Below are 22,082 nucleotides of genomic sequence, written 5' to 3' on the forward strand. Positions count from 1 at the left end.
ACTTGCCCAGAGAGTTTATTAGTTGAAATAGGTATTTATTTGCGGCTAGGTATTTTACTTGGCAAGCAGGATGAGTTCTAAACCATCGACAATATTTGTCGAGCTATTACAGCAAGTTCTAATAGATCAATCGTGCGGCAATAATCATCGAGGATGTCGCCGTCTAGTGGTTTTCCTTTTTTAAAAAACCGGAGAACGGACAAATCTTGAAACCAATCATTCGAATCTGGTTGTTCATGGTCGACGTTTTTCCATGCTGCTTGTAAGGTTGGACTATGAATGGGGAGAGCCTCTTTTTTTAATCGACAGTGGTCGATTCGTTTTTGATAACGGTCTTTTACAATGGTCATTTTTATGGGATGAAATATATCGTTCCAATAATCAGCACGGGAACCGGTGTGCGGATGGGAGGCAGCCCAGTTCAGTACTTTTTGCCGAAGACTTGGCTTGTGAAATAGAAGATGATATAAGGATTTTCCAAATTCAATTCGACGGGATAAGGAAGCGAAGTGCTGTACGGTGGCCCCAGCAAGATGAGGGCGCACGTTTTGATTGGTTTCTACAAATGGAAGGAGAATATGATTAAAAGGAAGTACATCGTATAGCTGAAATCCCCATGTATTCAATACCGAATTCTTGTATGTTTTGTGTTGAATGACTCTTGACTCGATGTAGTTCTGTTCATTAATGATGGTTGCAATGGCCAAAGTCTCTTGGTCCCTTTCTTCCCAAAAAAAGGACCACATGGCTTCCATGAACCGTGATACCCCAAAATACGGAAGTAAATCAAATAAGTTTTGGTTGTATTTTACGCTACATTCATAAAGCATTAACTGGGGAAAGGCATCCTGAAAAATCAGCCAGTTTCCTCGTTCAAGAAAAGCAAAAATGGATTCTTTTTCATCGTTGTCTAATAAGCTTTTTAGTAAGCCACCTTTTAAATCCGTCATGTTCCAACCGCCATTTCGAGAGACCATATGTGCAAGGAATGCCCAATGAATTTCAGGAAAACGTAAGTAAAATGACAAGTAGGCTGCTGTACGTTTGACGTTATTGACATTGTTTCGTGCTGTTTCTTCTTTGATGGTCTGGACAATCTGTTCTTCCCATGATTGAAGTGGGCGAAGGGGAGTTGGATGTTGAAGCCGCCTTTTTAATTCGGTTTTCCATTTCTTCAAAGTATCACCCCTTTATTTGTTACAAATAAGTTTAATAGTTTTAAAAAGGTGGCGTAATATATCGTATTAATTCGATCGTTCATACATGAAAAATTCTGTAGAAGGATGCAATGTTTGTTGATAATGACCTAGGTTTATAAGCGGAATGATCGTTTAAGGAAAATAATCAATGAGATAATGTGTAGTAAAAGTATAAAAAACATAAAGGAAATTCATCATTTTTGACTAATATTTTAAGAGACTATATCAGATTGTAACCGTTTACATAATATTCTCCAAGGAAATCTCCAAAAACAAGTTTGCTCCTGTTAGGACGTGGCCGCTAAAAAAGAAGGTATAAATTTTTTTCAAGAAAACCACCTCAATAAATGAATGATATTTTTACCATATCATTACATATAGTCATGGCAAATACGGAAATGCACCAATTTCGTTATTTATTTCCAATCATCCATTTTGTAATATGATAGAAAAACTAAAAAGTGGGGGACTCATAATGAAAATCGAATTTCTTGGTACAGGTGGAGCGACAACGATTCCACGGCCGTTATGTCAATGTCGAGTGTGCAAGGAATCAAGGGAAAAAGGGGTTCCATATAGTCGAATGGGACCGAGTTTGTTTGTACATGGACCGAATATGTTGTTTGACACACCGGAAGAAATCGTTTATCAAATAGAGCGATCGAGCATTTCAACGATTGAGGGAGTGATTTATTCCCACTGGCATCCGGATCATGTAATGGGACGGCGGGTACTGGAATCGCTAAACGCGGATTGGTGTGGGTGGCCGCCGAAGCCGTCACAAACAGATGTGTACGTTCCTGAAAAAGTCGCTGCCGATTTTCGAACGTGGCTGGGCACATGGGATCATCTGCAATATTTCAAGCAGCAACGCTTTATTCAATTATATGAACTGAAAGATGGCGAAAAGATCTATAAAAACGGAGTTCATATTCGTCCGTTTCGTTTAGCAGAAGATTATGTGTATGCCTTTGAATTGACGGAGGGAGACAAACGAGTGCTCATTGCAATGGACGAGCTAAACGGATGGATGCCGCCAAACGAGTTGCAAGAAGTGGATGTAGCTGTTTTACCAATCGGTCTTTTTGACGTGCATCCGCTGACAAATGAGCGATTGATTCCAGAAGACCATCCTGTTTTAAATATGGAATGTACGTTTGAAGAAACAGTAGCAATCATTGAACAACTTCGTCCAAAGAAAGTGGTATTAACGCATCATGAAGAAATGAACGGACTTAGCCACGATGAATTACAGACAGTAGCCAAACGGTTACAAAAAGATGATTTAGCCGTTGAAATCGCCTACGACACGATGATGGTCGAAGTGTAATTTAGTTAAAGGCTGACTCCACAAAAAAAAGTGAAGCCAGCCTTTCTTTATTAGTTCACTACTGTATGGATATCTTCTTTTACTGTTGTAGCCGCCATTTGCTTTCTGAACATCGTCGCAAAAAGCGGACCGGAGATGTTATGCCAGACGCTAAAAATCGCACTTGGAACGGCGGCCATTGGTGCGAAATGAGCAGCAGCTAAGGCAGCACCTAAACCAGAATTTTGCATGCCGACTTCAATGGAAATGGCTGCTTGTTTTGGGAGGCTTAATTTCAACCATTTGGCGAGCAACCAGCCAATGAGTAAGCCGAGCACGTTATGTAACATGACAATCGTAAAAATTAGGACACCGCTCGAAGCTAGTGCCTCCTTATTTACCGCGATAATCGCCCCGATAATCGCGACGATTGATATAACTGAAATCATCGGTAACACATCGATGCTTGCTTCGACATGTTTCGGAAATAATGAACGGACAATCAGTCCTAGTGCAATTGGTAAAATGACCATCTTCATAATCGACCACACGAGGGAAGTGGCTGAAATCGTTAACCATTCTTCCGCAAACAGCCATATGAGAAACGGTGTAACGAATGGGGCCAAAAGAGTAGAAACCGACGTAATAGTCACGGATAAAGCCGTATCTCCTTTAGCTAAATACGTTATAACATTGGAAGCCGTACCCCCAGGACAACATCCAACTAAAATTACTCCTAGTGCCACTTCAGGTGACACTGGAAATATGGTGACTAAGCCAACTGCCAATAATGGCATAATCAAAAATTGGGCCCCAACCCCAATGAACACTTCTTTCGGACGGGTAAATACCTCTTTAAAATCATCCCATTTTAACGTCAGTCCCATGCCAAACATGATGACCCCAAGCATCGGGACAATGTACGGGGCAATCCAAGTGAACCCTTTTGGAAACAGAAAGGCGATGACGGAAAATAAAAGGACCCAAAGGGCAAATGTTTGTCCAATCCATTGACTCCATTTTTTCACCATATGCGTTAACCTCCTTCTGAAACTTATGGATATAATATACAAAAATATTAAAATATTCAATATATTCTGTGTAAATAAAATCCTTCTTAAAAAAAAACTGCTTTTTTGTAACAGAATAAGCAGTCTTTTTTTGCTATCTTTTAGTGATTTTTCGTACGACAAAAAAGTAGAGATGCATATGTATTCTTAAAATCTAGTAAATAAGATTGAAGGGAAATATGAAGAAACGATGACGAAACGATGAAATAAAATGAACGAACGAGAAAATCATTGCAAATTCGAAGTAAAGCAATTAACGTTGAAAGTAAGAAGGTTGTTGTGGGGGGACAAATGTGAATATTTTAGTCATTGAAGACAATCCTAGCGTTTGTTCGATGCTGGAAATGTTTTTTCTAAAAGAAGGCTATCAAGGGACGTTTGTCCATAACGGGAAAGAAGGTTATGAAACATTTCTAAACGGTTCCTTTGATTTATTAATCATTGATTGGATGCTTCCGGAGATGGATGGTGTAACAATCTGTCGGAAAGTTCGTGAACAGAGCGACGTGCCGATTATCATGCTAACAGCGAAAGACAGTGATGCCGACCAAGTGCTAGGTTTAGAGATGGGAGCCGATGATTATGTCACTAAACCGTTTAGTCCGCTAACATTAATGGCGCGCATTAAAGCTGTTTCGCGACGGACGAATCGTGGTAATGAACAACAATCGGAACAACATTACATAGAAACGAAGCATTTTAGAGCATCAAAAGAAACTCGAGAAGTCTTTTTAAATAATGAACCGTTAAAGCAGCTAACACCAAAAGAATTTGATCTATTGTACTTTTTCTTACAACACCCACGTCAAGTATTTTCACGGGAGCAAATTTTAGAGCGCGTGTGGGGCTATCAATTTTACGGGGACGAGCGAACCGTGGATGTCCATGTGAAACGTTTGCGTAAAAAAATTGCTCGAGGGAATCAACCTTTTATTCATACGGTATGGGGTGTAGGGTATAAATTTGACGAAACGGTGGAACTCGATGAAAATTAAGTATTTATATCAGCTATTAGCCTCGCACATCGTCATTTTATTTATTGGACTCGTTATTGTGAGTGGTCTATTTATTAACTATATTGAAAAATATGTGTATGAACGAAAAGTGGTGGAGCTAATCACCTATGGGGAGTCCATTTTACAAGATATTTCTGAAAGACGGTTTGTGGAAAAATCGCTGATGCTTGCTCATTACAAAGAATTGTTAAGTGCGCAACGTATTCATTTTGTTCTGTTTAATCGTCAAGGCGAAGTCGTTTCATCGAGAAGCGAATTACCCGATGAAGTGAAATTACAGCCGGATGAATGGCAAAAGTTACAACGAGGGGAAACCATCATTGTAACCCGTGATTTAACTCGTTTTGATCAAGTCGTTTCCCTCGTTGTGTTACCGTATATGATTAACGGTCAATTAGCCGGTGGCGTTTTATTAACATCACCGATTAGCGGTGCAGAGCAAATGATTTCTCAAATCAATAAAAAGTTGTTTTTCATCATTGTCATTTCCCTTGCCGTGACGTTTATTTTAAGTTGGCTTCTTTCCAAATGGCATGTTTTTCGTATCGCTCGAATCAAAAAGGCGACGGAAAAAGTGGCACAAGGAGACTACTCGGTTCAGCTAGAGTTGAATTCAACTGATGAATTAGGCGAATTAGCGACCGCTTTTAATGAAATGGTCAAACAGCTAGAGGCATCACAACAGGAAATTGAAAGGCTCGAAAAAAGACGGCGTCAATTTATGGCTGATGTTTCGCACGAATTAAAAACGCCGTTAACGACCATTCGCGGCCTTATTGAGGGACTCCAATCGGGAATGATTCCACCTGAAGAGCAAGAACGTTGTATTCAACTGATGAACAAAGAAACAAGTCGCCTCATCCGACTGGTTAATGAAAACTTAGATTATGAAAAAATTCGTTCAAATCAAATTCAATTATATAAAACAGAGATTCCACTCATCGATGTTTTTGAAATTATTAAAGAACAACTGGTTTTATTTGCCGAGGAAAAAGGAAATACGATCACTATTGAAGTTCAACCAGATGTGCATGTGTTTGCGGACTACGATCGTATTGTGCAAATTATTATGAATATCACAAAAAACAGCATTCAGTTTACCGAAAACGGGCACATCATTCTACGTGGGATAAAACAAAATCATCATACGATCATCGAAATCGAGGATACGGGTATCGGCATGGATCCGCAAGAAGTGGAGCAAATTTGGGAGCGATTTTACAAAGCGGATTTATCGCGGACCAATCATCAATTCGGAGAGTTTGGATTAGGTCTGTCGATTGTCAAGCAGCTCGTGAAACTACATGAGGGAGAAATTGAAGTAGAAAGCGAAAAAGGGAAAGGGACATTATTTCGTATCCGTTTTCCGAGAAAGCCATAGGTGGGGTTTCAGCCTATGGTTTTCTTTATGTCTAGTTTTGTCAAAATTTGTCTTATTTTGTAGAATTATTCATTGACATTATTCTGAAATTTATAAATAATTAGACGTGTAAAGACAATTGTAAATAAGGGGTGTACAATAGTGGAGTTTATTCAAAACTTAATCGGTCAAGCAAACTCACTTTTATGGGGGTATATCCTCATCGGCTTACTTTTAGGACTTGGATTCTATTTCACTGTTAAATCTGGTTTCGTCCAAATTCGCCATTTAGTTGAAATGTTTCGTGTTATATGTGAGAAAAAATCACCACGTGAAAAAGGGGGCATTTCATCTTTACAAGCGTTCTTTATCGGTGCCGCTACACGTATCGGTACAGGTAACCTTGCAGGGGTAGCGATGGCGATTGCCTTAGGTGGACCTGGGGCGGTTTTCTGGATGTGGATTGTTGCAGTCTTAGGTGGAGCCAGTGCGTTTGTTGAAAGTACGCTTGCGCAAATATTTAAAGTGAAAGATAAAGACGGGTTCAAAGGTGGACCTGGTTATTACATGGAAAAGCTATTAGGAAAGCGCTGGTTAAGTACCATTTTTGCGGTAACCATTATTTTATCTTTCGGGACAACGTTTAACGCGGTACAAAGTAATACCATTGCAAGTGCATTAAATAACTCTTTTGGTCTTAATGAATTAGTTGTAGGTATTGTGTTAACCGTGTTAACTGGTGTAATTATCTTTGGTGGAGTGAAGCGTATCGCGCATTTCTCATCCATTATCGTACCAATTATGGCGACTTTCTATATCGCATTAGCATTAATCGTTACTGTGATGAACATTACTGAGCTTCCAGCGGTCATTGCTTTAATCGTGAAGAGTGCCTTTGGTTTAGAGCAAGTCATTGGCGGTGGATTTGGTGCAGCGATCATGATGGGAGTCAAACGTGGCTTATTTTCTAACGAAGCTGGGATGGGTTCTGCGCCAGTAGCTGCTGCAACGGCAAACGTTTCTCACCCAGTCAAACAAGGATTTATCCAAGCGTTAGGGGTATTTTTTGATACGTTGCTTGTATGTTCTGCAACGGCATTCATTATTTTACTATCCGGTGCTTATAAAGATGGAATTCAAGGTATTGAATTAACACAAGCATCCATGGCCGAGCATTTCGGTTCTTGGGCTAGCTTATTCCTAGCGTTAGCGATCTTAATGTTTGCCTTTAGCTCTATTATCGGTAGCTACTACTACGGTGAAGCAAACATAGAGTTCATTCATTCTTCTAAGACGGCACTATTCATCTATCGGGTGATTGCCTTAGGTATGATTATTTTCGGATCTGTCGCAAGCTTACAAATCGTTTGGGACTTAGCTGACTTAGCGATGGCGTTAATGGCCTTAACGAACTTAGTTGCGATCGGCATACTTGGTAAATTTGCGTTCAAAGCATTGCATAACTATATGGAACAACGGAAGCAAGGAAAAGATCCTATATTCTATGCGGACGACATCGAAGGCCTAAAAGGCGTGGAAGCTTGGCCGACAAGAGATGAAAAATATAAAGAAGCAGTGTAATCTTAGATTGACTAAAAAGGGTGGGGGAGTCCCACCCTTTTTTATTAAAACTGGTAAGGTTTTTGTCATCAGTGCTTTCTGTTGAATTAGTGAAAATATACACATTATCGTGTATAACCGCCTTTTGAGGTGCAAAAAAGACTCTATAGATACATAAACCAACATCAAGGTGCAAAATATTTTCAGATCCGTACATAAAAGTCTCAATTCGGTGCAAAAAAGTGTCGGTGTATAAATTATAGATTTTGGCGTAAATATGATGTACAGCAAGTTTAAGATGGCACATTTTTTGCTCTACGAGATGGTAATTTCAATCATTTATTCAAAAACGAATGCATTCATTATTTCTAATCATCTTTTGCTTGCAAATTTAGACATAATACCATCGAAAATGAAAAAAAAAAACAGGGGATTCCCTGCTTTTTTTATATTATAATACTTTCGATAAAAACGCCTTGGTCCGTTCGTGTTGTGGGTTGTCAAACAGCTCAGCTGGGGTCCCTTCTTCAATGATGTATCCACCGTCCATGAAAATAACCCGGTCGCCTACTTCGCGAGCAAATCCCATTTCGTGGGTGACGACAACCATGGTCATCCCTTCTTGGGCGAGCTGTTTCATGACGGCCAACACTTCTCCGACCATTTCTGGATCTAAAGCGGACGTTGGTTCGTCAAACAGCATGACTTTCGGTTCCATCGCTAATGCTCGAGCGATGGCAACACGTTGCGCTTGTCCACCTGATAAAGAATCTGGATAGACGTAAGCTTTTTCTTCTAATCCTACTTTTTTAAGCAGTTGTAATGCTTTTTCTTTCGCTTTTTCTTTCGACCATTTTCGAACTTTCATAGGTGCCAAGGTGATATTATCTAAAACGGTCATGTGCGGGAAAAGGTTAAACCGCTGAAAGACCATGCCGACTTCTTCGCGCACTTTATTGATGTTTGTATTTTTATCTTTTAAATGAAAACCGTCTATGACGATATCTCCATCTTGGAAGTCTTCTAAAAGATTTAAGCAACGCAGAAATGTCGATTTACCGGAACCAGATGGCCCGATTACAACGACGACTTCTTTTTCTTTTATATGAGCGTTGATGCCTTTTAACACTTCCAGGTCACCAAACGATTTTACTAGGTTCGATACTTGTATCATTGGTTTGAATACCTTCTTTCTACATAATGTAGCAATTTACTTAAGGATAAAGTAAGAATAAGATAAATAATCGCCACTGTTAAATAAGGTTCCCATACGCGATAATATTGCCCTTGGGCGGCACGACCCCAATACATTAATTCCGGGGCAGCAATAATCGAAACTAGGGAAGAATCTTTAATTAAAACAATAAATTCGTTACCAAACGGTGGAATCATCCGCTTCAGTGCTTGCGGTAAAATAATATAAATCATGGCTTGAACTTTCGTCATTCCAAGAGAGCGGGCCGCTTCCGTTTGGCCACGGTCAATTGACTGAATCCCTGCGCGAAAAATCTCCGCAATATACGCCGCAGCATTTAATGACAACGATACTATGGCCGATAAAATCGGTTTTGGATTTTCCATAAGCAACGGTAAAACCCCGAAATGGATAAGTAAAATTTGAACAAACAACGGGGTGCCTCGAAAAATATTAATATACCATTCAAACGGAAAACGAATAATTTTATAGGAAGACATTTTTCCAAGTCCAATTACTAGCCCTAAAATGGAACCAATCAAAATCGCTGCAATGGAAAGTCCAATCGTTAATAATACTCCTTTAAAAAAGAAGGGAGCGTATTCTTGCACAATGTCCCAACGAAAATCCATAATCCTCACCTTTCTAGAAAAATAGCGTAACTAACAACGAGTTACGCTATTTTTCCTACTCCTTATTGTTGTTCAAGTAAGACGTCTACGTTTGGTTCACTACCGAACCACTCTTTATAAATTTCAGCATATGTTCCGTTTTCAATAACCGTTTTAATACCAGCATCAAGTTTTTCTTTCAGCTCGCTGCCTTTCGGGAACATTAAGCCGTAAAACTCGGACTCGAAATTAGTTGGATCTTCAATACCGACTAAGTTTTTATCAGGGTTGTTCTTTAAGTATTCGTTCACCACTGTATTGTCTGTTACAACGGCATCGACGCCACCGTTTAACAATTCCATAATCGCGACGACGTTGTTTTCGAATTTCTTAATGTTTTCATTTTCTTCTCCTAATAATTTTTCAACGGCTGCTTGTCCAGTTGTCCCGTTTTGTACACCAACTTTTTTACCGATAAGGTCATTCGCGTTTTTAATATCGCTTCCTTCAGGCACTAGAATCATATGTGTAGATTGGAAATACGGAACTGAGAAATCATACGTTTGTTTTCGTTTGTCGTTAATTGTAATACCGGAAATCGCCATATCGACTTCTTTTCCTTGAACCGCAGCAAAGAGTGGATCCCAACCGATATTTTTCAAATCGTACTCTAAACCAGCTTCTGCCATAACCGCATCAAGGAAATCGATGTCAAATCCGACAATTTCCCCTTTCTCCATATATTCAAACGGTGCAAATGCTGCATCGGTTGCAACAACGACCTTTTGTACGTCACCGCCTGAGGCTTGATCACTAGAAGCTTGTCCGCATCCAATTAATGCAAACACCATCATCATAATGATTCCAAGTAAAACCCCTTTTTTCATTTAAAATAATCCCCCTTTGAACATATCTGAATAATTACTATAATCTGAATACGTTATTAATCATAACAAGAAAACAAATTATATACAATATAATTTATAAAAATAAGTTTCAAAAAATTTAGAACAATAACCATATATAGGAAAATCACATACTTATATTTTCACTAGTGGAATTAAAAGTATTTTTGTATACGAAATATATACAGTTGTGCGGCTCAGGTGGTATTTGTGAAAATAGTAAAATAACAATCTCACAATGGAGGTGAAAATAGAAGAAAGGGATTAAAAAAATATGCAATATTTAAATCCAATCATTTTTGTAAAATTGTCGTTTCTGAAGAACAAAATATATGATATAATCGCGATTGACAAAACCGAATATGGAGAGAATAGTAGGGGAGCCAGTGTTGCTGGCTGAGATTGCATCCGTAAGATGCTGACCCTTTGAACCTGATCTGGTTGATACCAGCGGAGGGAACATATTCTCAAACGAATAAACTTGTTTGAAATATGCGCCACTCGGTTCAACCGGTGGCGATTTTATTTTTACCATTTTTAGCTAACAACGTGTGAAAGCAGACTGAAAGGAGATTAAAACAATGAAAAAATGGTTAATGGCTGTACTTGCTACAGTAGGATTGGTAGGCTGTAATGGGGGCGAAGACACTCAACCTGTAGATGAAAACGCACAAGAGTTAAAAGAAGTTTCGGTAGTTCTTGATTGGACACCTAACACGAATCATACCGGATTATATGTAGCAAAAGAAAAAGGCTATTTTGAAGAAGAAGGATTAGATGTAGAAATTCTACTTCCAGGTGAAGCAGGGGCGGATCAGCTTGTTGCTTCAGGACAAGCCGAATTCGGTATTAGTTATCAAGAAAGCATTACCCAAGCACGAATTCAAGATGTACCGCTTGTATCGATTGCTGCTATTATTCAACATAATACATCCGGTTTTGCTTCTCCGGTAGAAAAAAATATTACTTCTCCGAAAGATTTTGAAGGAAAAACATATGGTGGTTGGGGCTCTCCAATCGAAGAAGCGGTCATTACTTCGTTAATGGAAGAAGAAAATGCGGATGTAAGTAAAGTGAACTTTGTCAATATCGGAGACTCTGATTTCTTTACCGCTGTCAAACGTGATATTGACTTTGCGTGGATTTACTATGGTTGGACAGGAATTGAGGCAAAGCTTCGAAATGAACCGATTAACATGGTTTACTTAACGGATTACTCGGAGAAGCTCGATTATTACACACCGGTTTTAGCGACAAGTGAACAAATGATTAAAGAGCAGCCGGATGTGGTAAAAGCATTTGTGAAAGCTGTTTCTAAAGGATATCAATTTGCGATTGAGCACCCAGAAGAAGCGGCAGACATCTTATTAGCGGAAGTACCTGATTTAGATGAACAATTAGTAAAGAAAAGTCAACAATGGTTAGCAGACAAGTACCAAGACGATGCACCACGATGGGGTGAACAAAAAGCAGAAGTTTGGAAAAATTACTCTGATTGGATGTATGAGCACGGGTTACTTGAAAAAGAGTTAGATGTAGACAAGGCTTTTACAAATGAGTTCTTACCTGAAGAATAAAAGGAGGGAATCCAAATGGCTGAAGCGCTAGTCAGTGTCCAAATATTGCCGAAAACAAAACAAGGGGAAGATGTCATTCCTTATGTTGATGCAGCCATTGACGTGATTGCCCAATCAGGTGTTAAGTATGAAGTTCATCCTCTTGAAACAACGATGGAAGGGGAATTGGATGAACTGTTACACATCATTTCATTAATGAATAAACGAATGATGGAGCTAGGCAGCACAAACGTAATTTCCCAAGTGAAAATTTTGTATCAACCAAGCGGTATTACAATGGCTGAGTTAACGGAGAAATACCGATGATGAGTCAAGGATGGAAAAAGGGATGGAGACCGATAGGGGTCCTCATCCTTTTCTTTGCGATTTGGGAAGCGGTCGGAAGATGGGGGAACATACCCGCTTGGTTACTGCCAACACCGTCACGTATTGTAAATGCAGCTATGGAAGTGAAAAGTACTTTTAGTGAACACTTACTGTCAACGTTGCAATTAACATTTACGGGCTTTCTTCTTGGGATTACGTTCGGACTTATGATCGCAATTATTTTACATTTACTTCCGGGTGTTCGTGAAGCGGTGTATCCATTACTTATATTGTCCCAAAACGTTCCAATCATTGTGCTTGCTCCACTGCTTGTCATCTGGTTTGGCTTTGGAATACTCCCGAAATTGATTGTCATTACTCTCGTTTGTTTTTTTCCAGTTGCGGTTGCCACGCTTGATGGGTTTCAACAAACAGCACCGGAACTGCGACATTTTATGGCGATGGCCGGAGCTTCGAAGTGGCAAACGTTTTGGAAGCTGGAATTTCCATATGCGCTTCCTTCGATTTTTTCAGGGTTAAAAATTTCAGCGACCTATAGTGTGATGGGTGCTGTTATTTCCGAATGGTTAGGGGCTAAAGCAGGAATCGGAGTATTTATGACGTTAGCTTCTTCCTCTTTCCGAACTGATCGGGTTTTTGTGGCGATTATGGCTATTATGCTGTTTAGTTTACTTTTTTTCTGGAGCATTGTGTTATTGGAGAAGCTCGTTGTGAGGTGGAAGGAGGATGAGGATGCTTAAAGTGGAAGGCGTTTCTAAATCGTTTGGCAATAAATTGGTTCTTGAAAACCTTCATTTAGAAGTAAACGAAGGAGAATTTGTCTCGATCCTCGGGCCATCGGGAAGCGGAAAAAGCACGTTATTGCATTTAATCGGAGGACTGTATACCCCAGACCAAGGCACGATTCGGCTTCAAGGAGAAGTCGTGAACGGAAAAAGCGGAAAAGTGAGTTATATGCCACAGCAACCTTCATTATTCCCTTGGCGGACCGTGCTCCAAAACGTTATGTTAGCACAAGAAATTATCGGAAGGCCGAACCGAAAGATAGCCCAACAAATGTTAGAAAAAGCTGGCTTAGGAGATGTCATCCATAACTATCCTCACCAACTATCAGGAGGTATGAAACAGCGAGTAGCGTTTATCCGTGCGCTTTTAAGTCCACATCCGTTTATTTGCTTGGACGAACCTTTTTCGGCATTGGATGAATTTACGCGTTATGAGATGCAAATGTGGCTGCGAGAGATTTTAAAAGAACATCAACGGACGATTTTATTAATTACCCATAACATCGATGAAGCGATCTTATTATCAGATCGGTTGTATATTTTTACGAATCGCCCGGCGACGGTGAAAAAAGAAATACACGTACCGTTTCCGCAACCGCGGGAGCAAGAATTAATGTTAACCGAACCGTTTATGGAAGTGAAAAAAGAAGTGTACGAACAATTACGTACGGAATTAAAGACGGGTGATTCTGTTGAAACTTCTTATTGATGCGCACATCCATCTTGATCTATATGAAGTGGAGAAGCAAAAAGCACTGCTTCAAACCGCTCCAAGTGAAGGGATTGAAGCGCTGATTGCCGTTTCGTTTCACCAAGATTCAGCCAAGCGTGTTCTAGACCTTCACCAATCGTTTCCGTCCATTGTTTATCCAGCATTTGGCTGGCATCCAGAGCAGCCATTCATCCACGAAGCAGAGCTACAGTCGTTTATCGATTGGGTAAATCAACATTCTTCTCAAATGGTTGCGATTGGTGAAGTCGGGTTACCATATTATTTACGTCGAAAACATCCGTCCATTCCGTTAGAGCCGTATGTGGAGGTATTAACCGAGTGGATCAAGGTCGCCAAAACATGGGACCTCCCGATTTGTTTACATGCGGTGTATGAAGACGCACCACTCGTTTGCGATTTGTTAGAAGCCCATTCCATTACAAAAGCTCATTTTCATTGGTTTAAAGGGGACCCGCTGACCGTCGAACGGTTAAAGCAAAACGGTTATTACATGTCGGTTACTCCTGATATCGTGTACGAAGAAGAAATCCAACAACTTGTATCGATATATCCAATGAACCTTCTTATGGTGGAAACGGACGGCCCATGGCCATTTGAAGGACCGTTCCAGGGGAAAATGACCCACCCACGGATGATAAGAGAATCGGTGAACATCATCAGTCAAATCAAGCGAATACCTCTTGAAGATGTGTATAAACAGTTGTATCATAACACGAAAGCTTTTTTTCACATATAGAAAACGGTAATTCCTAATAATTTTTCCACTCCTATCTGTTAAGGATAGGAGTTTTTTTGTTCCCATTCATAATTTTGGTCGATTCGAGAAAAACTGAAAAAAAAGAGAAGGATTGATGAAATTGAATTGGAATAGTTATGAAACTTCGAATTACCAAGCTGGGGATATCGTTTATGTAGTGTATCGAAACCCACATACTCCTAATGTGGGAAATATTCAACCGGCGGCTGTGGTGGCCAATCCGGAAGCACCTGATAAGCTCGCTTTGTTTTTATACGATACGTATTACCCAATTACCGATGATATTGCGATATTCCGTACCGAAGAGGAAGCGGAACAGGCATACCATTACTATTTTGGAATTGATTAGAGGTGAGTTAATGATTAAGCCATTCATGCCACAGCTCGTGTATTTTGAACCAAAAGCGTTAGATTATCCATTGGGGAAAAGGCTCAAAGAAAAATTCGAAAAATTAGGAGTAGAAATTCGTTATACGACCTCGCACAATCAAGTGCGTAATTTACCAGGTGAAAATGACTTCCAAAAGTACCGTGTCGCTAAATCGACGCTCGTTGTAGGCATTCGAAAGACGTTAACATTTGATTCTTCGAAGCCGTCAGCAGAATATGCGATTCCGTTGGCAACCGGCTGTATGGGACATTGTCACTACTGTTATTTACAAACAACGATGGGAAGTAAACCGTATATTCGAACATATGTGAATGTCGATGAAATATTAGAACAAGCGGAAAAATACATACAAGAGAGAGCCCCGAAAATTACTCGATTTGAAGCGTCTTGTACGTCTGATATTGTCGGAATTGACCATTTGACTCATTCATTAAAACAAGCGATTGAATATTTTGGTCAATCCGAGTATGGCAAGTTGCGATTTGTTACAAAATTTCACCATGTCGATCATTTATTAGATGCGAACCATCAAGGGAACACGCGATTCCGTTTTAGCGTCAACGCTGATTATGTGATTAAAAATTTTGAACCAGGTACATCTCCGCTACCGAAACGTATCGAAGCGGCTCGAAAAGTAGCGGATGCAGACTATCCGTTAGGGTTTATCGTCGCCCCGATCTATTTGCATGAAGGGTGGAAAGAAGGGTATCGGAAACTGTTTGAACAACTTGAGGGGGAACTACCAATGCATGCCAAAAAAGGGTTAACGTTTGAATTAATTCAACATCGATTTACGAAACCAGCGAAACGGGTGATTCAAAAAAATTATCCAATGACGAAGCTGGAACTAGAAGAAACGAAACGTCGATACAAGTGGGGACGCTACGGAATCGGGAAATACGTGTATCAACAAAAGGAAGAAGAAGAAATTAAAACCACCTTGTCCTCGTACATCGAGCGATTGTTTCCACAAGCAACCATTGAATATTTTACTTAATCTCTCCAAAAAAAGGGGAGATTTTTTTGGAGATAAGAGGTTTGTTCTTTACATTTATTGAAATGAATTATTATTTCTGCTTTTATTTAAGAAGATGTCTAAAATCACATTGCAATTCGTCATCAGTTTCTTTTAAGATTAATAGAAAAGAGAAAGGTGGGAGGATATCAATGAAACTAACGACGAAGATCTTTATTGGTATATTTTTGGGGATTATCGCCGGCGGAATGATTAATACGTTTGCGCCGAATCTTTTTCCAACGTTTGATACATATCTTTTTCAACCTCTTGGAAAGCTGTTCTTAAATTTAATTAAAATGCTTGTTGTTCCAATTGTGTTATTTTCCATCATTTTAGGTACAAGTAGTTTAGGAGATCCGAAAAAATTAGGGAGAATTGGCGTAAAAACGATTGGATATTTTTTAGTTACCACGATGATTGCCATTGTCATCGGACTTTCTATGGCCCTGCTTATCAAACCTGGTCTTGCCGGTGAATTTGAAACAACGGATGTTGAATTTGAAGCAAAAGAAGCTCCACCTATCTCAGAAACATTCCTAAATATGATTCCGACGAATCCAATTCAAGCGCTCGCTGAAGGAAACATGCTACAAATTATTTTGTTGGCGATTTTTATAGGGATGGCGATTACGGTTTTAGGTGAGAAAGCTAACACGTTCCGAAAATTTGTAGAAGAAGGTAATGACATCATGATGTATTTAGTGTCATTCATCATGAAGCTTGCGCCATATGGAGCGTTTGGATTAATTGCGTCTGCTATTGGAAGTCAAGGATGGGATGCCATTCAAGCGATGGGGCTCTATTTACTCGTTGTATTAATTTCCTTAGTTTTGCACGCGTTCATTACGTACGGTTCAAGTATTTTCTTCATTGCTAAAAAAAGTCCTCTCTGGTTCTTTAAAACGTTTGCTCCAGCCATGAGCGTTGCTTTAAGTACATCAAGCAGTAGTGCCACTTTACCGATTTCTATGGAAACGGCGCAACGAAAATTAAAAGTACCAGAGCCGATTAGTAGTTTCGTCCAACCGTTAGGGGCTACAATCAATATGGACGGAACCGCGATTATGCAAGGGGTAGCTACCGTATTTATCGCTCAAGTATACGGTGTTGATTTATCACTTTCCGAGTTAGTGACGATCGTATTAACAGCTGTATTAGCAAGTATTGGTACCGCTGGTGTTCCTGGGGTTGGATTAATTCTTCTTGCTATGGTATTAACGAGTGTCCAATTACCGGTAGAAGGAATTGCTTTAGTGTTAGGTATTGACCGTCTGGTGGATATGGCGCGTACGGCGGTGAACATTACAGGAGATGCCGCTTGTGCTCTCGTTGTGGCGGAAACGGAAAAAAGAAGAACGATTAAAGAACAGCGAGGAGAATAGGTTTATAGTGGAAACGAGGGAGCAAGATGAATCTTGGACTAGGTGAAATTGCTGTTATCATTCTTGTTGGACTGTTGATTTTCGGCCCAAATCAATTACCGAAAATCGGTAAAACAGCAGGGAAAACAATGTATCAGTTTAAAAAAGGTTGGAAAGAGATGATGGATGACGAAGAGAATAAATGAGGATTGCTTATACATTAGGCAAGCTTTTTTCACGGATGTTGTATACAGTAGCCATGGCGCTTTTGCGTCATGGCTATTATTTATGAAGAGGTAGCTTAATAGTAAACGTCGTTAAATCATCGTTAGATTCACACAATAGTTCACCTTGATGATTGTTGATAATTTGTTTACATACGTATAGTCCAAGCCCTGTTCCTCTTTTTTTCGTTGTGACAAATGGTTCAAATATGTTTTCCTTGATATGATCAGGAATTTTTGGGCCATTATTTTGAGTATGAATGATAACTTTATTATCGAGTTCTGTGGCTAGAATGAAAATTTTCGGGTCATCTCGATAATCTTGAAGGACGTCAATTGCATTAAAGATAATGTTAATTAACACTTGGCGAATTTCTTCTTTAGAACCAAAAATTCGAAGATGTGGGTCGATATTTTTAATAATTTGGACATTTACGTCAAGAATGCTTGGATATAGGAAGTTCAACACTTCTTCGATTAAGTCAGCGACTAAGATTTCCGTTTTGTCTTTATTCGATGTCTCTTTCTTAGAGAGAAGTAAAAATTGGGTAATTCGGAAATTCAGTTGTTCTAATTCAGAACGAATAATATTTAAATAAGGTAGCGTTGGATATTCTGCATGTAATAATTGGATGAACCCCTGTATGGATGTTAATGGGTTTCGGAATTCGTGTACAAAACTTGAAGTCATTTGTCCTAAAATCGACAACCGCTCTTGATGATTTGAACTTGGATATTTAAGATTCGACTCATTGATTTCGTAACTTAAGGTTGTATAGTAGGAAATGGTATGGAATAAGAAAAGGTCAAACAAGCGGTTAATTAAATGAATCGCCTGTTGTAAGTTTTTTTTCTCTTCAATAGTTTGAAAAATATCGTCTATAATGACAGTTCGACCAATATTGACGTTGTACACGAAGTCTTGAATATTTAAATTCGAAAATAGACGTTCATCAATAACCGATTTGGCAAATTGGTGAATGTATTTATCAATTTGTTTATCATCAATCGAGGAGAAAAACGGTAATGAATTAAACAAAAGTTCGCCACACTTTATAATTATTTTTTTACTTTCTTTATTCTGAGAGGATATTTTTTTCTCCCAAACGTTCAGTAACTGTTGTTTATGGTCCTTGATGGAATGGGCCCATTCTTTTTTTTGAGAAATTTCCATATTTTCACCTCGATTTTTATTATAGTAAAAATATGAATAAATTTCCATTCATCTCACGAAAATTCAGAAATGAATGATTTCTCTGATTATAATTTTAAATATATGTACAACCCGTTACTTTTATTCGACAAAATTATTAAATTTCCTTTTTAACTATTAAAATTTTCTCTAACCTTCTCACCTTTCGGCACAGTCATGAGCAAGATTATTGGAAAATAAAAGAAAATTGTGTAAAATTACACTATACTATGAATGAAGGATGAGATATATGACAAGGGATGAAATTATTTTACTTATTTCAGAGAAGTTAAAGCTTATACGTACGGAAGCGAACTATACACAAGATAAAATGGCTGAAATTATTGGAATCTCTAAAAAAACACTCGTTCAAATTGAAAAAGGTCGTATTGAAGCAAGTTGGACAGTCGTCATTGCCGTTTGTGCAATCTTCAGAGAAAGCACGATAGTGCAAAACACGTTGGGGGGCGATCCGTTAGAAGTAATTGAAACCGTCGTCCGTGAAGGAATTGATTATCGGAAGGAAAAAACACTTGGTGGTAAAGTGTGGTGGCGAGAAATTGAACGGAAGAATGGGTATGTTCTTCAGCAAAACGTCATCAGCCAACATTACCGTATTTTAGATGATGAAAACTATCGAATTTATAGTAGTTTTTCAAAAGAGGGAGCTTTTAAACGATTGGATGAACTCGTTCTCGATGAACGGAAGGAATAAGATAAAAAGGGGTGTGGGAACGATTGACGCCAACACGTATTTTATTCGGCTTGTATCCGTTATGTTTTGTAGGGCTCTCTATTTTATTAAAGTGTTGTTTCAAGCAGTGGACTTGGGCGAATAAATTCATCCTTTTTCTCGTCTATGTTTTATCAAATATAGCCATCTTTTTTTATATTAAAGGTGGCCTTATTCCGATTGGAACGATGGAACGTGCCCTTGGAATAAGTGTGTTTTCAGGTTTGCAATTCAAACAATGGATACGTCTCATCCTCATTCCAAACACATTTACCATCATTTATGTCCTACTCGTCTTCCTTATTTTATATGTACCAAATTGGTTAAAAAGTTGGCTTGCAAAACGAAACATCATGGTCGTTCATTCAGTTTGGGGAAGAGGAAAAAAGTATTAAATTTCCTCTGAAAAACAGTATGACTATTAATTACATGGATTCAGTTAATTCATCCTGTTATGACTCTTTAAAACTATTAAAGATGGATGAAAAAACGTTACAAATCGTTTACATGTATATGAAACATTGGTCTATCAATTGCAAGAAAACGAAATTCGTATTAAAAAAGTAATCGAATCATTCGATTACTTTTTTCTATTTGATAGGCTAAATGAAACAATATCTTGTATCATTCGTCTATTAACTATAAAATTGATTTTATATTTCTAAAAGGAAGGGAATCCGATGAAGCTAGTAAAACAATGGATTCAGCATATACGAACATTTTGGAAGAATGCTTACGTAAATAAAATCTTTGTTTTACTTGTATTAACATCGATTTTGTCCGTTTTATTGTTCTTTTATATAGAAGCGAAATCAGCGAATGTGGATGCCTTGAAAAAAGGATTGGCCCAAGCTACGGTGATTTATGACCGAAATGGAGAGCCGGCGAGTAAAATTACGGCAAATAAAGTGGAACCTGTATCTATTGAGAACATTCCAACCTATGTTCAAGATGCGGTGATTGCAATTGAAGATCGACGGTTCTATGAACATAATGGGATTGATATAAAAGGAATCGTCCGAGCGTTTTGGACAAATATTGTTCATAGGGACATTGTCCAAGGTGGAAGTACGATCACTCAACAATTAACGAAAAATGCGTTCCTTAGCTCTGAAAAAACATTTGAAAGAAAACTAGAGGAATTGTTTTTAGCCCGTGAGATTGAAAAACATTACTCTAAAAAAGAAATTTTAGAAATGTACTTAAATCACATCTATTTTGGTAGTGGAGCCTGGGGAATACAAAATGCGGCGTATATTTATTTCGGTAAAGATTTGAAGGATGTTACTTTAAGTGAAGCTGCGTTGTTAGCAGGAATCATTAAAGCGCCATCTGCTTTAAACCCATTCAAACATTTCGAAAAGGCCATCGAGCGCCGGAATGTTGTGTTAAAAACAATGTATGAACTCCAAATGATTACAAAAGAAGAGTATGAGACAGCAACTAGTGAAGAAATTGTTCTGAAAGAAAACAGCGGTGACCCGTTAAAAGGAAATTATCCATATTATGTGGATGCAGTCATTAATGAAGCGATTAATAAATACGGTTTAACTCAAGAAGAGTTATTAACAAAAGGATATAAAATATACACGGCCCTGGACCAAAACATGCAAAAAGGGTTAGAAAACGTCTTTGAAAATGATGCCAATTTCCCACAGGGGACGGATGAGCAAATCGTCCAAAGTGGAGCGATTTTAGTAGACCCGCATACAGGTGGCGTACTGGCGACGGTTGGAGGGCGGGGCGATCATGTGTTTCGTGGCTACCATCGAGCGACACAGTTAAAAGCGCAGCCTGGTTCCACGTTTAAGCCGATTGTCGTCTATACGCCTGCACTTGTTGAAGGGTATCAAGTGACGAGTATGTTAAAAGATGAACCGATGTCCTTTGGAGACTATACACCTACGAATTACAATGGCAGATACGAAGGGGAAGTCCCCATGTATCTTGCCGTAGAAAAGTCGATTAATATTCCAGCAGTTTGGTTATTAAATAAAATCGGTATTGATCAAGGTTTGGACTATGCAGAAGCATTCGGTTTTCAAATTTCCAAAGAAGACCGAAACTTAGGAATCGCGCTTGGTGGATTACATCGAGGGGTTTCCCCGCAAGATTTAGCTGAAGCGTATGCCGTATTTGCGAATGGTGGAAAACGATATGACAGTCATTTCATTACGAAAATTGTTGCACCAGATGGTACGATCGTTGGAGAATGGAATGAAAAAGCCACACAAGTCGTAGAAAAAGAAATTGCTGACGAAATGACAAAAATGCTCTTAAATGTGGTAGAAACTGGGACAGGTAAAGGGATTCATGTGGATGGTTATACGATTGCTGGAAAGTCTGGTTCCACTCAAGTTCCATTTGCCGAGGTAGATGGAACGAAAGACCAATGGTTTGTCGGCTATACTCCTCATCTAGTTGGGGCCGTTTGGTTAGGCTACGACCGAACGGATGAAAAACATTATCTAAAAGGATTAAGTTCGGAAACCGTAGTCCCATTATTTGATCAAATTATGGAAGCTACGGTCATCTATACGCCGAATGATCCGTTTGATGTTCACTCGGTAAATACTTATTTACAAAAAGAGAAAAAAGAAAAAAATCAGTGGGAGAAATGGATAGAAAAGCAACAAAAGAAATGGAAGAAAAAATTCGAAAAAGAAAAGGACAAGTGGAAAAAGTATTTTGGAGACGATGATGATTAGAGTAAGCCGATTCGATGGGGAACTCGAATTCGAGTTTCCCCCTTTTTTGTT

Annotated in this window: 22 protein-coding genes and 1 riboswitch; of the genes, 16 read left to right on the plus strand and 6 right to left on the minus strand. The window is 38.9% G+C overall.

Features of this window, described 5'->3' with window-relative positions; translation table 11 throughout:
• Positions 1-77: 77 nt before the first annotated feature.
• Complete coding sequence (locus ABES52_RS14065) at positions 78-1,178, minus strand: DUF2515 family protein (RefSeq protein ID WP_429651813.1); 1,101 nt, start codon at positions 1,176-1,178, stop codon at positions 78-80.
• A 496-nt stretch (positions 1,179-1,674) separates the two neighbouring features.
• Here ABES52_RS14065 and ABES52_RS14070 point away from each other — a divergent pair, with 496 nt between their 5' ends.
• Positions 1,675-2,529: an MBL fold metallo-hydrolase gene (locus ABES52_RS14070; protein WP_429651814.1), complete on the plus strand. Its 855-nt coding sequence runs from the start codon at positions 1,675-1,677 to the stop codon at positions 2,527-2,529.
• A 50-nt stretch (positions 2,530-2,579) separates the two neighbouring features.
• Here the strand turns inward: ABES52_RS14070 and ABES52_RS14075 are convergent, their stop codons facing one another.
• Positions 2,580-3,539 (minus strand): bile acid:sodium symporter family protein, encoded by a 960-nt coding sequence (locus ABES52_RS14075; protein ID WP_429651815.1) that lies wholly within the window; start codon positions 3,537-3,539, stop codon positions 2,580-2,582.
• 332 nt (positions 3,540-3,871) lie between these two features.
• Here ABES52_RS14075 and ABES52_RS14080 point away from each other — a divergent pair, with 332 nt between their 5' ends.
• The 3 genes from ABES52_RS14080 (at position 3,872) to ABES52_RS14090 (ending at position 7,535) form a co-directional block, all read left to right on the plus strand.
• Positions 3,872-4,573, plus strand: a complete 702-nt coding sequence (locus ABES52_RS14080) for a winged helix-turn-helix domain-containing protein (RefSeq protein WP_429651816.1) — start codon at positions 3,872-3,874, stop codon at positions 4,571-4,573.
• Positions 4,563-5,975, plus strand: a complete 1,413-nt coding sequence (locus tag ABES52_RS14085; RefSeq protein WP_429651817.1) for an ATP-binding protein — start codon at positions 4,563-4,565, stop codon at positions 5,973-5,975. The genes ABES52_RS14080 and ABES52_RS14085 overlap by 11 nt, the downstream gene beginning before the upstream one ends.
• Positions 5,976-6,116: 141 nt before the next feature.
• Positions 6,117-7,535 (plus strand): alanine/glycine:cation symporter family protein, encoded by a 1,419-nt coding sequence (locus tag ABES52_RS14090; protein ID WP_429651818.1) that lies wholly within the window; start codon positions 6,117-6,119, stop codon positions 7,533-7,535.
• Between the two features lie 430 nt (positions 7,536-7,965).
• On the opposite strand, the gene ABES52_RS14095 is transcribed toward ABES52_RS14090, so the two are convergent.
• The 3 genes from ABES52_RS14095 to ABES52_RS14105 form a co-directional block, all read right to left on the minus strand.
• Positions 7,966-8,688 (minus strand): amino acid ABC transporter ATP-binding protein, encoded by a 723-nt coding sequence (locus tag ABES52_RS14095; protein ID WP_429651819.1) that lies wholly within the window; start codon positions 8,686-8,688, stop codon positions 7,966-7,968.
• A complete protein-coding gene (locus tag ABES52_RS14100; protein ID WP_429651820.1) occupies positions 8,685-9,341 on the minus strand; it encodes an amino acid ABC transporter permease in 657 nt (218 codons plus the stop codon). The genes ABES52_RS14095 and ABES52_RS14100 overlap by 4 nt, the downstream gene beginning before the upstream one ends.
• Before the next feature lie 62 nt (positions 9,342-9,403).
• Positions 9,404-10,207 (minus strand): basic amino acid ABC transporter substrate-binding protein, encoded by an 804-nt coding sequence (locus tag ABES52_RS14105; RefSeq protein ID WP_429651821.1) that lies wholly within the window; start codon positions 10,205-10,207, stop codon positions 9,404-9,406.
• Between the two features lie 384 nt (positions 10,208-10,591).
• A riboswitch (TPP riboswitch) is annotated at positions 10,592-10,701 on the plus strand.
• Between the two features lie 105 nt (positions 10,702-10,806).
• On the opposite strand from ABES52_RS14105, the gene ABES52_RS14110 reads away from it, so the two are divergent.
• The 9 genes from ABES52_RS14110 to ABES52_RS14150 all read left to right on the plus strand — a co-directional run bounded on the left by ABES52_RS14110 (position 10,807) and on the right by ABES52_RS14150 (position 17,380).
• Positions 10,807-11,802, plus strand: a complete 996-nt coding sequence (locus tag ABES52_RS14110; protein ID WP_429651822.1) for an ABC transporter substrate-binding protein — start codon at positions 10,807-10,809, stop codon at positions 11,800-11,802.
• 15 nt (positions 11,803-11,817) lie between these two features.
• Positions 11,818-12,108, plus strand: coding sequence for a thiamine-binding protein (locus ABES52_RS14115; protein ID WP_429651823.1), 291 nt, complete (start codon positions 11,818-11,820; stop codon positions 12,106-12,108).
• Positions 12,108-12,869: an ABC transporter permease gene (locus tag ABES52_RS14120; protein WP_429651850.1), complete on the plus strand. Its 762-nt coding sequence runs from the start codon at positions 12,108-12,110 to the stop codon at positions 12,867-12,869. The genes ABES52_RS14115 and ABES52_RS14120 overlap by 1 nt, the downstream gene beginning before the upstream one ends.
• Positions 12,862-13,623: an ABC transporter ATP-binding protein gene (locus ABES52_RS14125; protein WP_429651824.1), complete on the plus strand. Its 762-nt coding sequence runs from the start codon at positions 12,862-12,864 to the stop codon at positions 13,621-13,623. Before ABES52_RS14120 ends, ABES52_RS14125 begins: the two co-directional genes overlap by 8 nt.
• Positions 13,598-14,383, plus strand: coding sequence for a TatD family hydrolase (locus ABES52_RS14130; protein WP_429651825.1), 786 nt, complete (start codon positions 13,598-13,600; stop codon positions 14,381-14,383). Before ABES52_RS14125 ends, ABES52_RS14130 begins: the two co-directional genes overlap by 26 nt.
• Positions 14,384-14,498: 115 nt before the next feature.
• On the plus strand, positions 14,499-14,753 hold the full coding sequence (locus ABES52_RS14135; RefSeq protein ID WP_429651826.1) for a transcriptional regulator SplA domain-containing protein: 255 nt from the start codon (positions 14,499-14,501) through the stop codon (positions 14,751-14,753).
• Between the two features lie 10 nt (positions 14,754-14,763).
• Entirely contained in the window at positions 14,764-15,792 is a 1,029-nt protein-coding gene (gene splB, locus ABES52_RS14140) for a spore photoproduct lyase (RefSeq protein WP_429651827.1), read from the plus strand.
• Positions 15,793-15,962: 170 nt separating this feature from the next.
• The gene (locus tag ABES52_RS14145) at positions 15,963-17,195 is read left to right on the plus strand and encodes a dicarboxylate/amino acid:cation symporter (RefSeq protein WP_429651828.1); all 1,233 of its coding nucleotides are present in this window, start codon (positions 15,963-15,965) and stop codon (positions 17,193-17,195) included.
• Positions 17,196-17,221: 26 nt separating this feature from the next.
• Positions 17,222-17,380 (plus strand): twin-arginine translocase TatA/TatE family subunit, encoded by a 159-nt coding sequence (locus ABES52_RS14150; RefSeq protein WP_429651829.1) that lies wholly within the window; start codon positions 17,222-17,224, stop codon positions 17,378-17,380.
• Positions 17,381-17,456: 76 nt separating this feature from the next.
• Here the strand turns inward: ABES52_RS14150 and ABES52_RS14155 are convergent, their stop codons facing one another.
• Entirely contained in the window at positions 17,457-18,572 is a 1,116-nt protein-coding gene (locus ABES52_RS14155) for a histidine kinase N-terminal domain-containing protein (protein WP_429651830.1), read from the minus strand.
• Between the two features lie 268 nt (positions 18,573-18,840).
• Here ABES52_RS14155 and ABES52_RS14160 point away from each other — a divergent pair, with 268 nt between their 5' ends.
• The 3 genes from ABES52_RS14160 (at position 18,841) to ABES52_RS14170 (ending at position 22,031) form a co-directional block, all read left to right on the plus strand.
• Entirely contained in the window at positions 18,841-19,305 is a 465-nt protein-coding gene (locus tag ABES52_RS14160; RefSeq protein ID WP_429651831.1) for a helix-turn-helix transcriptional regulator, read from the plus strand.
• Positions 19,306-19,328: 23 nt separating this feature from the next.
• On the plus strand, positions 19,329-19,718 hold the full coding sequence (locus ABES52_RS14165) for a hypothetical protein (RefSeq protein ID WP_429651832.1): 390 nt from the start codon (positions 19,329-19,331) through the stop codon (positions 19,716-19,718).
• A gap of 285 nt (positions 19,719-20,003) precedes the next feature.
• Entirely contained in the window at positions 20,004-22,031 is a 2,028-nt protein-coding gene (locus ABES52_RS14170; RefSeq protein ID WP_429651833.1) for a transglycosylase domain-containing protein, read from the plus strand.
• Positions 22,032-22,082 lie beyond the last annotated feature (51 nt).

Origin of the sequence: Aeribacillus pallidus (assembly GCF_050478865.1) — a bacterium.
GTDB lineage: Bacteria > Bacillota > Bacilli > Bacillales > JACDOC01 > JACDOC01.

What these genes read in the sequence shown, in the direction of transcription:
- ABES52_RS14070 (WP_429651814.1), top strand. Translation starts at nt 1,675, where the DNA reads ATGAAAATCGAATTTCTTGGTACAGGTGGAGCGACAACGATTCCACGG.
- ABES52_RS14100 (WP_429651820.1), bottom strand. Translation starts at nt 9,341, where the DNA reads ATGGATTTTCGTTGGGACATTGTGCAAGAATACGCTCCCTTCTTTTTT.
- ABES52_RS14170 (WP_429651833.1), top strand. Translation starts at nt 20,004, where the DNA reads ATGAAGCTAGTAAAACAATGGATTCAGCATATACGAACATTTTGGAAG.
- ABES52_RS14105 (WP_429651821.1), bottom strand. Translation starts at nt 10,207, where the DNA reads ATGAAAAAAGGGGTTTTACTTGGAATCATTATGATGATGGTGTTTGCA.
- ABES52_RS14115 (WP_429651823.1), top strand. Translation starts at nt 11,818, where the DNA reads ATGGCTGAAGCGCTAGTCAGTGTCCAAATATTGCCGAAAACAAAACAA.
- ABES52_RS14150 (WP_429651829.1), top strand. Translation starts at nt 17,222, where the DNA reads ATGAATCTTGGACTAGGTGAAATTGCTGTTATCATTCTTGTTGGACTG.
- ABES52_RS14120 (WP_429651850.1), top strand. Translation starts at nt 12,108, where the DNA reads ATGAGTCAAGGATGGAAAAAGGGATGGAGACCGATAGGGGTCCTCATC.
- ABES52_RS14095 (WP_429651819.1), bottom strand. Translation starts at nt 8,688, where the DNA reads ATGATACAAGTATCGAACCTAGTAAAATCGTTTGGTGACCTGGAAGTG.
- ABES52_RS14155 (WP_429651830.1), bottom strand. Translation starts at nt 18,572, where the DNA reads ATGGAAATTTCTCAAAAAAAAGAATGGGCCCATTCCATCAAGGACCAT.
- ABES52_RS14160 (WP_429651831.1), top strand. Translation starts at nt 18,841, where the DNA reads ATGACAAGGGATGAAATTATTTTACTTATTTCAGAGAAGTTAAAGCTT.
- ABES52_RS14145 (WP_429651828.1), top strand. Translation starts at nt 15,963, where the DNA reads ATGAAACTAACGACGAAGATCTTTATTGGTATATTTTTGGGGATTATC.
- ABES52_RS14135 (WP_429651826.1), top strand. Translation starts at nt 14,499, where the DNA reads ATGAAATTGAATTGGAATAGTTATGAAACTTCGAATTACCAAGCTGGG.
- splB (WP_429651827.1), top strand. Translation starts at nt 14,764, where the DNA reads ATGATTAAGCCATTCATGCCACAGCTCGTGTATTTTGAACCAAAAGCG.
- ABES52_RS14125 (WP_429651824.1), top strand. Translation starts at nt 12,862, where the DNA reads ATGCTTAAAGTGGAAGGCGTTTCTAAATCGTTTGGCAATAAATTGGTT.
- ABES52_RS14110 (WP_429651822.1), top strand. Translation starts at nt 10,807, where the DNA reads ATGAAAAAATGGTTAATGGCTGTACTTGCTACAGTAGGATTGGTAGGC.
- ABES52_RS14075 (WP_429651815.1), bottom strand. Translation starts at nt 3,539, where the DNA reads ATGGTGAAAAAATGGAGTCAATGGATTGGACAAACATTTGCCCTTTGG.
- ABES52_RS14085 (WP_429651817.1), top strand. Translation starts at nt 4,563, where the DNA reads ATGAAAATTAAGTATTTATATCAGCTATTAGCCTCGCACATCGTCATT.